The sequence below is a fragment of the Ureibacillus yapensis genome, from assembly GCF_003515775.1.
Classification (GTDB): Bacteria; Bacillota; Bacilli; order Bacillales_A; family Planococcaceae; genus Ureibacillus; species Ureibacillus yapensis.
This window is the reverse complement of sequence record NZ_QWEI01000002.1, coordinates 203,113-217,108: the sequence shown is the minus strand read 5'-3', so window position 1 is coordinate 217,108 and position 13,996 is coordinate 203,113. Positions and strand designations below refer to the sequence as shown.

General features: G+C 39.7%; 14 protein-coding genes and 1 other annotated feature. Of the genes, 8 read left to right on the top strand and 6 right to left on the bottom strand.

Annotated features, from left to right (window positions below; translation table 11 throughout):
• The first annotated feature begins 22 nt into the window (after nt 1-22).
• Entirely contained in the window at nt 23-961 is a 939-nt protein-coding gene (gene rnz, locus D1B33_RS05765; protein ID WP_118875423.1) for a ribonuclease Z, read from the top strand.
• Nucleotides 962-1,265: 304 nt separating this feature from the next.
• Here rnz and proC read toward each other — a convergent pair whose 3' ends face one another.
• Nucleotides 1,266-2,081 carry a pyrroline-5-carboxylate reductase gene (gene proC, locus D1B33_RS05760; RefSeq protein ID WP_118875422.1) on the bottom strand — a complete coding sequence of 272 codons (816 nt, stop codon included), beginning with the start codon at nt 2,079-2,081 and terminating at the stop codon, nt 1,266-1,268.
• An 81-nt stretch (nt 2,082-2,162) separates the two neighbouring features.
• Nucleotides 2,163-2,377: a binding site (T-box leader), on the bottom strand.
• Between the two features lie 146 nt (nt 2,378-2,523).
• Here proC and D1B33_RS05755 point away from each other — a divergent pair.
• Complete coding sequence (locus tag D1B33_RS05755) at nt 2,524-3,465, top strand: MBL fold metallo-hydrolase (RefSeq protein WP_118875421.1); 942 nt, start codon at nt 2,524-2,526, stop codon at nt 3,463-3,465.
• A 58-nt stretch (nt 3,466-3,523) separates the two neighbouring features.
• Here D1B33_RS05755 and hmpA read toward each other — a convergent pair whose 3' ends face one another.
• Nucleotides 3,524-4,696 (bottom strand): NO-inducible flavohemoprotein, encoded by a 1,173-nt coding sequence (hmpA, locus tag D1B33_RS05750; protein ID WP_118875420.1) that lies wholly within the window; start codon nt 4,694-4,696, stop codon nt 3,524-3,526.
• A gap of 205 nt (nt 4,697-4,901) precedes the next feature.
• Between hmpA and D1B33_RS05745 the strand changes: the two genes are divergently transcribed.
• The 5 genes from D1B33_RS05745 (at nt 4,902) to D1B33_RS05725 (ending at nt 9,775) form a co-directional block, all read left to right on the top strand.
• Entirely contained in the window at nt 4,902-5,345 is a 444-nt protein-coding gene (locus tag D1B33_RS05745; protein ID WP_118875419.1) for an RrF2 family transcriptional regulator, read from the top strand.
• Nucleotides 5,346-5,493: 148 nt separating this feature from the next.
• Nucleotides 5,494-6,243, top strand: a complete 750-nt coding sequence (locus D1B33_RS05740) for an SDR family NAD(P)-dependent oxidoreductase (protein WP_118875418.1) — start codon at nt 5,494-5,496, stop codon at nt 6,241-6,243.
• Between the two features lie 297 nt (nt 6,244-6,540).
• A complete protein-coding gene (locus D1B33_RS05735; RefSeq protein ID WP_118875417.1) occupies nt 6,541-7,755 on the top strand; it encodes an argininosuccinate synthase in 1,215 nt (404 codons plus the stop codon).
• 34 nt (nt 7,756-7,789) lie between these two features.
• Nucleotides 7,790-9,160, top strand: coding sequence for an argininosuccinate lyase (gene argH / locus D1B33_RS05730; RefSeq protein WP_118875416.1), 1,371 nt, complete (start codon nt 7,790-7,792; stop codon nt 9,158-9,160).
• A 264-nt stretch (nt 9,161-9,424) separates the two neighbouring features.
• On the top strand, nt 9,425-9,775 hold the full coding sequence (locus D1B33_RS05725) for a DUF3889 domain-containing protein (protein WP_118875415.1): 351 nt from the start codon (nt 9,425-9,427) through the stop codon (nt 9,773-9,775).
• A gap of 47 nt (nt 9,776-9,822) precedes the next feature.
• Here the strand turns inward: D1B33_RS05725 and D1B33_RS05720 are convergent, their stop codons facing one another.
• From D1B33_RS05720 to D1B33_RS18725, 4 genes are all read right to left on the bottom strand, one after another.
• A complete protein-coding gene (locus D1B33_RS05720; RefSeq protein ID WP_118875414.1) occupies nt 9,823-11,088 on the bottom strand; it encodes a glutamate-5-semialdehyde dehydrogenase in 1,266 nt (421 codons plus the stop codon).
• Between the two features lie 10 nt (nt 11,089-11,098).
• Entirely contained in the window at nt 11,099-12,187 is a 1,089-nt protein-coding gene (gene proB / locus D1B33_RS05715) for a glutamate 5-kinase (RefSeq protein ID WP_118875413.1), read from the bottom strand.
• Nucleotides 12,188-12,761: 574 nt separating this feature from the next.
• The gene (locus D1B33_RS18565; protein WP_199677362.1) at nt 12,762-12,899 is read right to left on the bottom strand and encodes a hypothetical protein; all 138 of its coding nucleotides are present in this window, start codon (nt 12,897-12,899) and stop codon (nt 12,762-12,764) included.
• Between the two features lie 85 nt (nt 12,900-12,984).
• Nucleotides 12,985-13,107, bottom strand: a complete 123-nt coding sequence (locus D1B33_RS18725; protein WP_267897027.1) for a hypothetical protein — start codon at nt 13,105-13,107, stop codon at nt 12,985-12,987.
• Nucleotides 13,108-13,414: 307 nt separating this feature from the next.
• On the opposite strand from D1B33_RS18725, the gene D1B33_RS05710 reads away from it, so the two are divergent.
• Complete coding sequence (locus tag D1B33_RS05710) at nt 13,415-13,897, top strand: SRPBCC family protein (RefSeq protein WP_118875412.1); 483 nt, start codon at nt 13,415-13,417, stop codon at nt 13,895-13,897.
• The last annotated feature ends 99 nt before the right edge of the window (nt 13,898-13,996 follow it).

Sequence of the window (13,996 nt, the reverse complement as noted above, 5' to 3'; positions counted from 1 at the left end):
AGCAAGGAACGGAGAAGATTTTATGCAACTACAATTTTTGGGTACAGGGGCTGGCATGCCATCTAAAGAAAGAAATACAAGTGCCCTCGCGTTAAAGCTGCTGGAGGAACGTGGCACAGTATGGATATTTGATTGTGGGGAAGCAACCCAGCATCAAATTTTACATACAACCATTCGACCGCGAAAAGTTGAAAAAGTGTTCATCACACATTTGCATGGCGATCATATTTTTGGATTGCCGGGTTTTTTGAGTTCCCGCTCATTTTTGGGTGGTGAAGAGACATTGACAGTATATGGTCCAAAAGGATTGAAGGAATGGGTCTATGCTAGTTTTGAGGTATCCAAAACGCATTTAACCTATCCACTCGAATTTGTGGAAGTTCAAGAAGGAACTGTGTTTGAAGATGAGCAATTTATCGTAACGGCCAAATTGCTCCAGCATGTGGTTCCTTGCTACGGTTATCGAATTGAACAAAAACCTTTGCCTGGGGAACTTTTGATCGACAAAGCCAAAGAATTTGGTGTTCCGAAAGGTCCGCTATTAGGAAGATTAAAGCAGGGCGAGGATGTAACCTTGGAAAATGGTTTTACCATTTTAAGCAAGGACGTGACCGCACCTCCAAAACAGGGGTTTGTAGTAACTATTTTAGGGGACACGAAATATTGTGAAGCAGCAAAAGTGTTAAGCAGCAATGCAGATATTATCGTTCATGAAGCTACATTTGACCATAAAACGGTACACCTGGCTGCGAGTTACGGACATGCAACAAACTTGGAAGCTGCTGAAATTGCTCGACAATCCGAGGCGAAAAATTTAATTTTAAATCATATTAGTGCCCGTTTTTTGCCGCAAGACCTTAAAGAATTCGTGGATCAAGCGCGGGAAATATTTGAGAATGTGTATATTGCCAATGATTTCTCGGAATTTGACTGGAAAAATGGAATTCTAGTCGAAAATTGAAAAATAGCGATTATTGCGCAATGAATGGTGTGGGAAATGCCAACAATTCGTTGGTTTTCTGCTAAATTTCCCAAAGCTGATCTCAAGGGAAATAATCGCGTAAATCAAAAAAATCGCCAAAAAAGAACCTTCTTTTTTGGCGATTTTTATTGTAAAAAAGAGAGAAATGTAAATGTATGAATGTTGTAAATAGGCAAAAATACACTTTTCGACAAAGGGAAATAGTAAAAAACAACATTTCCTAGGAAATAACGCTATTAAAAGAGAAATAATTAGCGAATTAATATTAAAGCTATCGTTTGAATTACTTGTGCGTAACAACTTTTGCTAATTCTCGTGATTTTGATTCAGCACTTTTAATACAAGCATATATTGCTTCGTTAAAATGATTCTTTTCCAAAGCTTTTATGCCTGCTTCCGTGGTGCCGCCCGGACTTGTCACTTTTCTGCGTAAAACATTTGGTTCTTCTTTTCCTAATTTAAGCATAGCCGCCGAGCCGGCAATGGTTTGAACCATTAACTGGCGAACTACTTCTTTTGACAAACCAAACTCAGTTCCAACCGATTCCCACGCCTCAAGTAAATAATAAAGATATGCCGGCCCACTGCCTGAAAGAGCCGTTACAGCATGCAGTTTATCTTCTTCCACTTCAATGACGATCCCAATTGCCTCCAGCATTTCTAAATAGATTGCTTTTTGGCTGTCATCGACAAATTCATTGAATGAAATCCCACTTGCAGACATACCAATCGTTGCGGAGGTATTTGGCATAACGCGGGCAATTGCTCGGCTTCCCAAGCCTTCTTCTATTGTACGTATTTCAATTCCGGCAAGAACAGAAAGAATCGCTGTATGCCCAGAAATAAATGGGCGGATATTTTCCATTGCAGCAATGGCGTCTTTTGGTTTCATGGCTAATATAATTATGTCCATCTCACCAATTTTTTTCGTCTCATCCAAAATATTGACACCATATTTCTGGTTCAATTCAATAAGTCTGTCACGATTTGAACGATTCGTGATATAGATGTTTTGGCCATGAACAACTTCCTGCTCGACCCAGCCGTTAATCAGTGCTTCGGCCATTGAGCCAGCGCCAATAAACAATATTTTTTTCATAAATAACCCTCCGTAAAAGATGTGTAATGTTATGATTCAAAGGACGAAACGATTCAATATAAAAAGCGCCTCCATCCTTATAGTAAGGACGAAAACGCTTAAACTATTCCGCGGTACCACCTTTGTTTGCCCATAGCAGGCACAACTCGAATCCTCATTATCGCAGAGGCTACGGCCATGTTTTCATGACTGCTCAGAAGTAGGTTCAATGAAATAAGGGGGTTATGCTGCTCACACCAAATGCAGCACTCTCTTTAACCGTCATTTCATTTACTTGTCTTCATCATCGCATTTAAAAATTGAATTATGAAAATTATATTCACACTTTTCCATTCTGTCAATTAGATAGGTGACGAAACAGAAAAAAAGAGATAAAATGATTGAATAGCAATTCATAACAAGGGAAAAAATAGGTTCGGCCGCAATTTAAGGAGGTTTATCCATGAATATACATACAATCGTTATACCCACTCCATATCCAATTGGTGATGTGAATGCTTTTTTAGTAAAAGGAGATCGATTATCCCTTTTTGATGTGGGACCTAAAACACCGGAAGCATTGGAAGCAATAGAGCGGGGTCTTAAGGAAGCAGGCTACAATTTGAATGATGTTGAACAAGTTGTCCTGACCCATCATCATCCCGACCATTCCGGGTGGGTGGATGCATTCCCGGAAGCGGATATCCTCGGCCATGAATACAATGATCATTTTCTGCGCAAGACCCCAGAATTCATGGCTTATCGCACAACCTTTTATATTCAGCAATTGCAGCTTCAAGCTGTGCCCGAGCAATACCTTGATAAAATAGTGGAGCAAAAAGAAGCTTTATTGTTGTATGGCACAACTCCATTAACAAAATTTATTAGCGACGGGGAAGAGATTCCTGGCCATCCCGGTTTAAAAGCCATCTATACTCCCGGACATGCACAAAGCCATCTTATTTTTATTGAAGAGTCGACAAAAGAAGTAATTGGTGGAGATTTATTGTTGGAAAGAGTAGCGCCAAACCCACTCGTAGAACCACCGACGGACCTTTCGTATGAACGCCCTAAATCCTTGATTCAGCAACAAGAATCTTTAAAGCTGTTACGGGATTTAGATGCAGCCAAAGTTTATCCGGGTCATGGCGATGTTATTACATCTGTCAATCAATTAATTGAAAACCGTCTGAAGAGGGATGAAATGCGCCTGGAACAATTAATTCATCACATCAATGGTCCGAAAACAGTACTGCAGCTGACGATGGATTTATATCCTGCAAACTATAAAACGGAATTAGGGCTTACACTTTCAAAAACGCTGGGCTATCTGGACTGTTTAATTAGGGATGGGGTAGTGCGTGTTGAAGAGGTAAATGGAGTCAATATTTATACGCCTGCCTAAGCAAATCAAAAGAGGGCAACTAGAAACGTACTTCTAGTTGCCCTTTATTTTTGTGCGATTAGTTTGCGCTTGCTGCTGCTTCCAAAGACATTGCTGGACCGAAGAATTCGAAATGAATGTTTTCGCTTGGCAGGTCTAGATCATGTGCGATGGAAATGACCGTTTGCATAAATGGTGCTGGACCACAAACGTAAACTTCCGTATTTTCTTTCACAAACGGAGCTAAATCTTCTTTTGTAACGTAGCCAGTCACGTCTGAGAATAAAACTCGATAAGAACCGTTTAATTCATCAATTTTTTTGGAAACTTGCTCTTTGAAAGCAACTGCCTTTTCGTTTCGTGCACATTGGATGAACGTAACAGGACGTCCTAATTCCATTGCTTGCAGCATTGAATTTAATGGTGTTACGCCAATTCCTCCACTGACAAATAACACAGGATTGCTGTTTTCTTCCAAAGTGAACAATCCAGCTGGTGCACTTACATCTAGAAGGTCGCCTTCATTTACTCCTTCATGCAAATAGTTGGAAACAACTCCCTGTGGGTCAACTGCATCTTCGCGTTTTACGGAAATACGGAACTCGTTTGCATTAGAAGGTTGAGATAAAGTATAGTGACGGTTTGATGTATATTCGTCGCCAGGAACCTTCACGCGAAGTGTAATATATTGACCTGCTTTGAAATCAGGCAATGTGCTTCCATCTTCAGGAACTAAATAGAATGATGTAACCATGTCGTTTTCTTTCACTTTTCTAGCTACCTTTAATGGTTTAAATAATCTCCAGCCACCATCTTTTTCAGCTTCTTTATATAAATCTTCCTCAATTGAAATGAATACGTCGGCAATTACGCCGAATGCTTCTGCCCAAGCATTGATAATTTCGTCTGTCGCTGCATCGCCAAGAACTTCTTTAATAGCCCCTAATAAGTTTTCACCCACGATTGGATAATGTTCCGGCAGAATTCCCAAGCCGCGGTGTTTGTGTGCGATTTGCATAACAGCCGGTACAATCGCTTGCAAATTATCGATATACTTCGCTGCTGCTAAAACTGTGTTTGCCAACGCTGTTTGTTGGCGGCCTCTCGCTTGGTTGGCACGGTTAAAATAATTTAAAAGTTCAGGATGTTTTTGAAACATATTGCTGTAGAAAGTTTTTGTAATTGTTACTCCATGTTGTTCTAATACTGGTACCGTTGATTTAATAATGTCAATTGTTTGCTGTGATAACATATCATCACGTCCTCTCAATGTTTACATCGTCAGAATACGCCTATTGGAAATTAAAAGCAATATATGAAATACATCTTTAACAAATCTGACACAAATGATGTATTTAAGATACATCTTTTAAACGGATTCCTTTCTTTCAGCAATCTTTTTAAAAATAGGTCGCATAGATGTTATAATCCAATTAGAGAAAGAGTGGTGTTAATAAATGCGCTTAACTTTGTATACCGACTATTCCCTGCGAGTGTTGCTCTATCTCGGCATAAAGGGAAGTGATCGTTTATCGACCATACAAGAAATTGCGGAAAATTATAGTATTTCAAAAAATCATTTGATGAAGGTAACCCACGATTTGGGCCAGCTCGGTTTAATCGAAACGATTCGGGGCCGAAGCGGGGGAATTCGATTAAATGTAAAACCAGAAGAAATTAATATCGGACAAGTTGTCCGTCATACAGAAGAGGATTTTCATCTGGTTGAATGCTTTAGTCCCGAAAACAATCTATGCAAGTTATCGCCGGCTTGCCAATTAAAATATGCACTAAATGAAGCATTAATGGCTTATTTACAAGTTCTCGACCGCTATACCTTGGCTGATTTCCTTATCTCCAAAGAAGAGATGTTTCAACTTCTTGGAATGGAGCAGGTCTAAGGTTCCTGGTTTTGTCTTTGGCATACCGCTTTGACCGGTATGCCAATTTTCTTTATCATTTTTTTGTTTTTTTACCCGATAAATGGTTCTTTAAAAATCAGGAAAACTTCCTCTAATAGTATGAAGAAGGAAAGGGATATGCATTTTTATGAATAAAAAAACAATTTTTATCACAGGGGCAACCAGTGGAATTGGAAGAATCATAACAGAACTTTGCATTCAAAAAGGGCACACTGTTTATGCCACAGGAAGAAACGAGTCTTCCCTGGCAACATTATCAAGACTTGGAGCAAAGGTGTTCCAGGCAGATTTGTCTCAAATTCAAGATATCGAAAAGGTTTGCGGCAAACTTCCGGAAATAGATGTGGCAATAGTGAATGCAGGGGTTGGCATTTTTGAAAACGCGGTGGATTTATCGGATGATGAAATTGAGGCGATGATTAATGTTAATGTGAAAGCACCCATTTATTTATCGAAAAGATTGGCAAGCAAGATGATGAACAGACAATCGGGGCAGTTTATATTTATTGGATCTCAAGCAGGAAAGGTCGCCACTAGAAAAGCAAGCGTCTACGCAGCATCCAAGCATGCAATTACCGGTTTTGCAAATGGCTTTAGAATGGAACTTGCTCCTTATAATATACAAGTTACGGCCATTTATCCCGGACCAATCGACACGCCCTTTCTGCAAAAGGCCGATGCCACAAATACCTATCGGGAAGCAATTGAACGTTTCCTATTAAAACCGGAAAAGGTAGCATTTGAAGTGGTAAGAACAATTGATCGCCCGGTTCGGGAAGTGAATTTACCCAAAATAATGTCCGTGACAAGCAAACTTTATGCTGTTGCGCCAACAATCGTTGAAAAGCTGGGAAGCGGCTTTTTTAATAAAAAATAACTGAATATACGAAGCAGTGAACGCTTCTTTAACTCCATTCAGCCAATTTGAATGGAGTTTATTTTTTATCGAGTAAAGGAGGGGTATGGAATGCGACAAGCTAACGAAGAAAGCCCGGTCGTCAGCCAAATAAATATCCCACCAGCTAAAATTTAAAGGAAGTGTTAAATTAGTTTTAAAAATCTAAAATTTTATAAAAATGCACTTGTATTTATTTTTATAACATGTTAATATTCGTGTATAAACAATTATCTTAATGTATAAAAATACAAAGAGGGTATCGGAGGCGCTATTTCAATGGCAAATAAAAAAGTAGTATTAGCTTATTCAGGTGGTCTTGATACATCTGTTGCAATTCCATGGTTAAAGGAACAAGGCTGGGATGTAATCGCGGTTTGCCTGGATGTTGGAGAAGGAAAAGATCTTGAATTTATCAAAAATAAAGCCTTGCAAGTTGGGGCAATTGAATCATACATGGTAGATGCAAAAGATGAGTTCGCTGAAGATTATGCTTTAATTTCTTTACAAGGACACACTTGGTATGAACAAAAGTATCCGCTAGTATCAGCGCTTTCTCGTCCATTAATCTCGAAAAAATTGGTTGAAATCGCAAATCAAACAAATGCCGATGCAGTTGCTCATGGCTGTACCGGAAAAGGAAATGACCAGGTTCGCTTTGAAGTATCAATCAAGGCATTGAATCCTGATTTGGAAGTGCTTGCTCCCGTTCGTGAATGGGGTTGGAGCCGTGATGAAGAAATTGAGTATGCGCAAAAACATGGTGTACCTGTTCCGGCTACAATCGATTCTCCATTCTCGATCGACCAAAACCTTTGGGGACGCGCAAACGAAGCAGGCGTAATGGAAGATCCATGGGTAGCACCACCGGAAGAAGCATATGGTTTAACGGTTTCCGTTGAAAATGCACCGGACACTGCCGAATATATTGAAATTGAATTCGTTCAAGGAAAGCCGGTTTCGTTAAATGGCCTAGAGATGAAATTGGCAGATTTAATTCAAGAATTAAATAAAATTGCCGGCGCTCACGGAATAGGACGTATTGACCACGTTGAAAACCGTTTAGTCGGAATCAAATCCCGTGAAGTTTATGAAATTCCTGGTGCGAAAGTTCTTTTAACAGCACACAAAGAATTGGAAGATATTACGCTTGTAAAAGAATTGGCTCACTTCAAACCGATTATTGAGCAAAAACTTTCTGAAATTATTTATGATGGTTTATGGTTCAACCCGATTCGCGTTGCATTAGAAGGATTCTTGAAAGAAACGCAAAAATATGTAAACGGAACGGTTCGCGTAAAATTATTCAAAGGCCATGCCATTGTTGAGGGGCGCAAATCGCCAAATTCTTTATATAGTGAAGAACTTGCAACTTATTCAAAAGCCGACCAATTCAACCATGCATCAGCTGTAGGATTTATCGAATTATGGGGTCTTCCGACGGTTGTTGCTTCGGAAGTAAACAAACAAAAAGAAGCATTGGCAAAAAAGTAAGGGCATAGCAGCTTGATAAAAGTAGGTGGTTTGCATGACAAAATTATGGGGCGGACGATTCCAAAAGTCTGCTGAAAGCTGGGTTGATGAATTTGGGGCTTCCATTGGCTTTGACCAGCAGTTAGTAATGGAAGATCTCGAAGGAAGTGTTGCACACGTAACGATGTTGGGTGCCCAAGGAATTCTGGATTCTAAGGATGTAGAACAGATTCTCGGGGGCTTGGCAGAGCTGAAAAAATCCGCAGAGGCTGGAGAGCTCGAGTTTAGTGTTGCAAATGAAGATATTCATTTGAATTTGGAAAAAATGTTGACGGACAAAATTGGTCCTGTGGGCGGTAAGCTGCACACAGGAAGAAGCCGAAACGATCAAGTGGCAACGGATGTTCACCTGTTTTTGAAAAAGCGTGTGGTGGAAGTGATTGAATTGATCGAAACCTTCCAAAAAGCAATTTTAAACAAGGCAGAGCAGCATGTTGAAACGATTGCACCGGGCTATACGCATTTGCAGCGAGCTCAGCCAATCAGCTTTGCACATCATTTAATGGCATATTTCTGGATGTTGGAGCGTGACAAAGAACGTTTCAATGAATCGATGAAACGCATTGACATTCTGCCATTAGGTGCAGGTGCAATGGCAGGAACCACTTTCCCGATTGACCGTGAAAAATCTGCGGAGCTGCTGGGTTTCAGCAAAGTTTATGAAAATTCAATGGATGCCGTGAGCGACCGGGACTTTATCGTTGAGTTCCTCTCGAATTCCTCTCTGCTTATGACGCATTTATCGCGCTTTGCAGAAGAGATTATCATCTGGTCTACGGATGAATTCAAATTTATTGAATTGGATGATGCCTTCTCGACAGGTTCATCGATCATGCCTCAAAAGAAAAATCCGGACATGGCGGAGTTGATTCGAGGCAAGACGGGTCGTGTATACGGTAACCTGATGGGCTTATTGACAGTGTTAAAAGGCACGCCTTTAACTTATAACAAAGATATGCAGGAAGATAAAGAAGGAATGTTTGATACAGTTCATACGATCATAGGTGCATTAAAAATCTTTGAAGGTATGGTTCGTACAATGACTGTTAATGTAAAAAGGCTGCATCAAGCGGTTCATAGTGATTTCTCCAATGCAACCGAACTGGCAGATTACTTGGCTACAAAAGGGATGCCATTCCGTGAAGCGCACGAGGTAACGGGTAAACTTGTATTTACTTGTATCCAAAAGGGGATTTATTTATTGGATTTGCCTCTTGCCGAAATGCAAAAAGAAAGTGTTTTAATCGAAGAGGATGTATTTGACGTTTTAGCACCTGAAGCTGCTGTACGACGTCGCCATTCTCTAGGCGGAACAGGATTTGATCAAGTCCGCTTGCAACTGGAAAAAGCTAAAGCTTGTCTCTAGTACTCCATAATCAGCTTCTATTAATGTTGTACAGGGATGCACAATAGACAGCGAACTTTTACTTAGGAGACAGAGGGCAAATAAGTAAAAGAAAACTTTATAAGTAACGCTTACTTTCTGAAAGTGGGAGTCAACATATAAAGTTAGATAAACCGTTCTCGGGGTCGCGAGGCGGTTTTTTTGTTATTGAAAAGTTTGTTATTCATAATAATGAATATCCTTTTTCATTATGAAAACACTAATGAAAAGGAGGATTGAGATTGGATGAAAACCAAAATTGCGGTTTCCTTGCTGGTGATTTTAAGTACCATTGCAGTTGGAAAAGTATTGACTGTTCCCGCAAACAATGAGGTGGCGAATGCTCAGGAAGCGGTACCCGATTATGCAAAATGGAGTAAAGTGGCCATTGAGAAGGTGAAGGCAAAATATTCATCAGCGGAAGTTGTGGATTATCTTCATATTGGAAGGGAATCAGGGGCAGTCACTTCGGTAGAAAAATTCAAGCTCTGGTTAAAGATAAAGGGTCAGCGAGAATTCGGGGTGTATGTTGACATTACCTTTAATAATCAAACACAAGAAATCGTTGACATAAAATATACTGAAACAAATCAATAAAAAATCGGCACCTTAAACACAAATCGTTTAAAGTGCCTTTTTTTGTATTATTCTCTAATTTGGCCATTTCCAAAAATAAAGTATTTTGTTGAAGTTAATGCCGGCAATCCCATTGGACCTCGTGCATGCAACTTTTGTGTGCTAATTCCGATTTCGGCGCCGTATCCATACTCGAAACCGTCTGTAAAACGAGTGGAAGCATTATGATAAACTGCCGCTGCATCTACAGATGTTTGGAAAATTTTCGCTGAATTCAAATCTTCCGTCACGATGGATTCAGAGTGATGCGTTCCGAATTGATTAATGTGATCAATGGCTTCATACACGTTTTCAACCACTTTTACACTAAGCGTTAAACTTAAAAACTCTTCTGCATAGTCCTCTTCACTTGCAAGCGCAGCAGCAGGGGAGACTTTGCATACATGTTCGTCACCTTTTAGTGCTATGCCTGCTTCTGTTAAGGCAACTAATAAGTTTTTGCCATGTTCGTTAAACCAGTCACGTTGAATAAGTAAACTTTCGGCAGCATTGCAAACTGAAGGACGCTGCGTTTTTGCGTTTAAAATTATGTTTAAAGCCATTTCATATCTTGCATTCGTATCAACAAATACATGGCAATTTCCAGCGCCTGTTTCCAAAACAGGAACGGACGCTTCATTTACGACCAAATCGATTAATTTCTTGCCTCCACGAGGAATTAATACATCCAAATATTGTTTTAGATGAAACAATTCCTTGGCAGTTTCGTGGCTTGTATCTTCAATTAATTGTACTGCTTCTTGCGGAAGCTCCGTTTGCTGCAAGGCGCGGTGAATCGAGTCAACCAACACTTTATTGGAATGCTTTGCAGAAGAACTGCCGCGCAAGATTACGGCATTGCCCGTTTTTAGACTCAGAGTAGCCGCATCAATGGTAACGTTCGGACGCGCCTCATAAATCATTCCGATGACGCCGATTGGTACGCGGCGTTTCTCGATAAGAAGGCCATTCTCTTTCGTTGTGGATTCCAGCAGTTCACCAACAGGATCGTCCAAGTCGATTAATTGATGTATTGCTTCAGCCATTGCTTTGATGCGTTTTTCATCAAGCATGATTCGATCAAGAGTAGAATCCGTAAGACCTTTTTCTTTACCGGCTACTAAATCTTTTTGATTTTCCGCAATAATCACCGACTGATCGATTAGCAGCTGTTCCGAAATTTTCTTTAGGGCATCATTTTTCTCTGCTGTTGTTTTCAAATTCATGTTAAAACTTGCTTGTTTTGCCAATTTCCCTTTTTGCAAAACTTCACTTTCTACTAAAATGTCCTTCATGGTAATCCTCCTATTTTTTGACTTTTACCCAATTGTTGCGATGAATGACTTCGACGGATGATGCCGAAATTTCATTCGTTCTTTTTCCTAAAGCATGAGCTAATTCTTCGCTGGAATACATGACTTCGCCACGGCCAAGAAGTTCACTGTGGCTATAAACCTCCACCACATCTCCTACGGAAAATTCGCCTTCAATTTTATAGATTCCTGCAGGCAGCAAGCTTTTGCCGTTAAAAAGGATTGCTTCTTCCGCTCCTTTATCTATAAAAACTTTCCCTGCTGTTTCGGTTAGGGAAATCCATTGTTTCAGGTTTGGGACAACATTGTGTTCAGCGTTTCCAATATAAGTCCCGTCTCCGTTGCCGTTTAAAATATCGATTATTTTTGATGGACCCGTTCCTGTCCCAATAAACACTTTAACTCCGGAGGAAATAGCTTTTCGTGCTGCCAATAATTTGGATTCCATACCTCCCGTTCCGACCTTGGAACCTGGCCCAGAGGTGTAAGACAGCATTTCATCAGTAATGTCAGATAAGTGATCAATCCGTGTTGCCCCGGGATTTTTTGGATGATCGTCATATAGCCCATTGACATCTGTTAGAATTACGAGATAATCAGCATGAACGAGCCCGCTAACTAGGGCAGATAACATATCATTATCTCCGAAAGTAAGCTCGGCAACTGAAACTGTGTCATTTTCGTTGATGATTGGAAGTATATTTCTAGCAAGCAGTTCCGTGAATGTTGCATAGGCATTCTTATAGCGATCTTTCTTGGAGAAGTCAGTCCGTGTAAGAAGAACCTGCGCAACGGAAAGCTCGTGTGCTTGAAAGAGCTCCGTATAATATTGGATTAATAGACTTTGGCCGACTGCCGCTGCAGCTTGCTTGCCCTTTAACGTAATGGGGCGGGAAGGGTAGCCCAATGTTCTGAATCCCGCTGCCACAGCGCCGGATGATACAAGCAATACATCATGTCCTTCTTTTTTTAATGCAGCCAAAGCAGAAATATGGTCTTTAAGTTTAATTTGATCGATTTCTCCCTTAGCATTTGTAAGGGAGCTGCTGCCAATTTTCACTACAATTCGTTTCTTCTCCACACCAAGCCCTCCTATAATGATGGATAATCAAAGTAAAATAAGTTCTTTAGTTAAAAATAAAAAAAGCCTTTCTCACCCTGTATATTAGGGCGAAAAAGACTGTCATTTCCGCGGTACCACCTAGTTTGGAATGCGATTTGCCATTCCCGCTTGTCCTCATAACGCCGAGTGTCGCGTCTAGTTTTGCTAGAAGCTGGCGAAGCAGGTTCGATAAGCCTTTTTGTACGATGTCTTTCAGCCAGTGAACATCGCTCTCTTTCCAACAGGGATTTACCTACTAGTCTTCGTTAAGCCGATACATATTGAAATAAATATGCAATAAATCATTAAAAAAGTCAACGTTATTATTCGAATGTTCGAAAATTTAACATAAATAATGGATAAGTAATCAATAGATGGCAACGGTTGGAGGAGAAAGCGAGAAAGGGTGGGGCGCTTTTTCAAAGAGGGTAGGGAAAAGTAGCGAGCACACCCGTCTTCCTACTGTTAATAGATACGTAACGCGGCAATAGCAATTATATTAGCGTGTAAACTAAAAAGAGGGCATCTTTCAATCAGATGTCCTCTTAGATAATTAAGCTACTAAAGTTAAGTTTGTGAAAGTTAGAATTGCTGGATTTTCAATTGTTTCTATTATAGCTAGTGCTTCTTCTTTTGTTTCAAATTCAAATATACGGTGTGTGTCTTCCTCAAAAATTGTAACTACCCACATGTAGGGTCGCCTCCTAAAATTTTGTTAGATTTATCCCAAATACGGTTGCATTCAACTTGGTTTCTTGGTCAAAGGATTAAGATGATTATTTCGTAAACGATAAAATGGTGGAGCCTTTTAATCCTTTGATGACTTGCTGTGCTTCCATTTCATTTTCAAATTCAAACATACGATACGTATTTTTTTCAAATACAGTGACTACCCACATGTTAGGATCTCCTCCATTTACAATTTCTTGTTATATAACAATTCTAACTGTTTCACTGAATGTTATATATCAACTTGAGACCATTGTACACCCAAAAAGTAGAAAAGAAAATGGTTTGTGGAACATTTCACATATTGTTCATATTGATGACGGTTACATCATTTTTTACAAAAATACTATCAGAAAAGAGGAACATTTTTATATAAATGGGGTATATAGATATAAATTTCGCAAGAAAAATCCTGTATGTTAATTTATCGAAACGGAGTAAAAGCCTTACATTTATTCATGAAAGGATTGAGGGAAAATGAAAATTTCTGCTGAAAATATGAAAATCGTAAGACAATTTAACGCTGGGCCGGAGAAAGTTTTTGAAGCATGGATCAACCCGCAGTTAATGAAAAAGTGGCTGTTCACAACGGAACATACCAATATCATAGCCAAAAGTGATGCCCAAGTGAACGGGACTTGGCATATCGTTGACCGCAGGGATGGAGAAGACTACGTGGTAACAGGCGATTATGTCGAAATCAATCGACCAAATAAGCTAATCATCACTTTTGAATTACCGCAATATACAGATGTAACCCATTCCTTGAATATAGACTTTATTCCAATCGAAAATGGCTGCGAGATGACATTCAAGCAAACGCTGATTATTCCTCATGAAAAAAGAAAATCTGAAAAAATAATCGCAAAATCGGAGGGGAATTATACATCTTTATCCGAACAAGCGTGGGATACGATGTTTAAAGAGTTAAAATATATAGTCGAGAAAAATGAATTCTAATAAAAATTGAATAACTAAATTGTTATTCTTTCTCTCAGATTTTGAGCAAATCCAAATCGAGTTCTCGAGAAGCGATTTCGTGGACACAATGCAGCGAAA

What these genes read in the sequence shown, in the direction of transcription:
- D1B33_RS05720 (WP_118875414.1), bottom strand. Translation starts at nt 11,088, where the DNA reads ATGAAGGACATTTTAGTAGAAAGTGAAGTTTTGCAAAAAGGGAAATTG.
- D1B33_RS05745 (WP_118875419.1), top strand. Translation starts at nt 4,902, where the DNA reads ATGCGCTTAACTTTGTATACCGACTATTCCCTGCGAGTGTTGCTCTAT.
- rnz (WP_118875423.1), top strand. Translation starts at nt 23, where the DNA reads ATGCAACTACAATTTTTGGGTACAGGGGCTGGCATGCCATCTAAAGAA.
- D1B33_RS18565 (WP_199677362.1), bottom strand. Translation starts at nt 12,899, where the DNA reads ATGTGGGTAGTTACAATTTTTGAGGAAGACACACACCGTATATTTGAA.
- argH (WP_118875416.1), top strand. Translation starts at nt 7,790, where the DNA reads ATGACAAAATTATGGGGCGGACGATTCCAAAAGTCTGCTGAAAGCTGG.
- D1B33_RS05725 (WP_118875415.1), top strand. Translation starts at nt 9,425, where the DNA reads ATGAAAACCAAAATTGCGGTTTCCTTGCTGGTGATTTTAAGTACCATT.
- D1B33_RS18725 (WP_267897027.1), bottom strand. Translation starts at nt 13,107, where the DNA reads ATGTGGGTAGTCACTGTATTTGAAAAAAATACGTATCGTATGTTTGAA.
- hmpA (WP_118875420.1), bottom strand. Translation starts at nt 4,696, where the DNA reads ATGTTATCACAGCAAACAATTGACATTATTAAATCAACGGTACCAGTA.
- D1B33_RS05740 (WP_118875418.1), top strand. Translation starts at nt 5,494, where the DNA reads ATGAATAAAAAAACAATTTTTATCACAGGGGCAACCAGTGGAATTGGA.
- proC (WP_118875422.1), bottom strand. Translation starts at nt 2,081, where the DNA reads ATGAAAAAAATATTGTTTATTGGCGCTGGCTCAATGGCCGAAGCACTG.
- D1B33_RS05735 (WP_118875417.1), top strand. Translation starts at nt 6,541, where the DNA reads ATGGCAAATAAAAAAGTAGTATTAGCTTATTCAGGTGGTCTTGATACA.
- D1B33_RS05710 (WP_118875412.1), top strand. Translation starts at nt 13,415, where the DNA reads ATGAAAATTTCTGCTGAAAATATGAAAATCGTAAGACAATTTAACGCT.
- D1B33_RS05755 (WP_118875421.1), top strand. Translation starts at nt 2,524, where the DNA reads ATGAATATACATACAATCGTTATACCCACTCCATATCCAATTGGTGAT.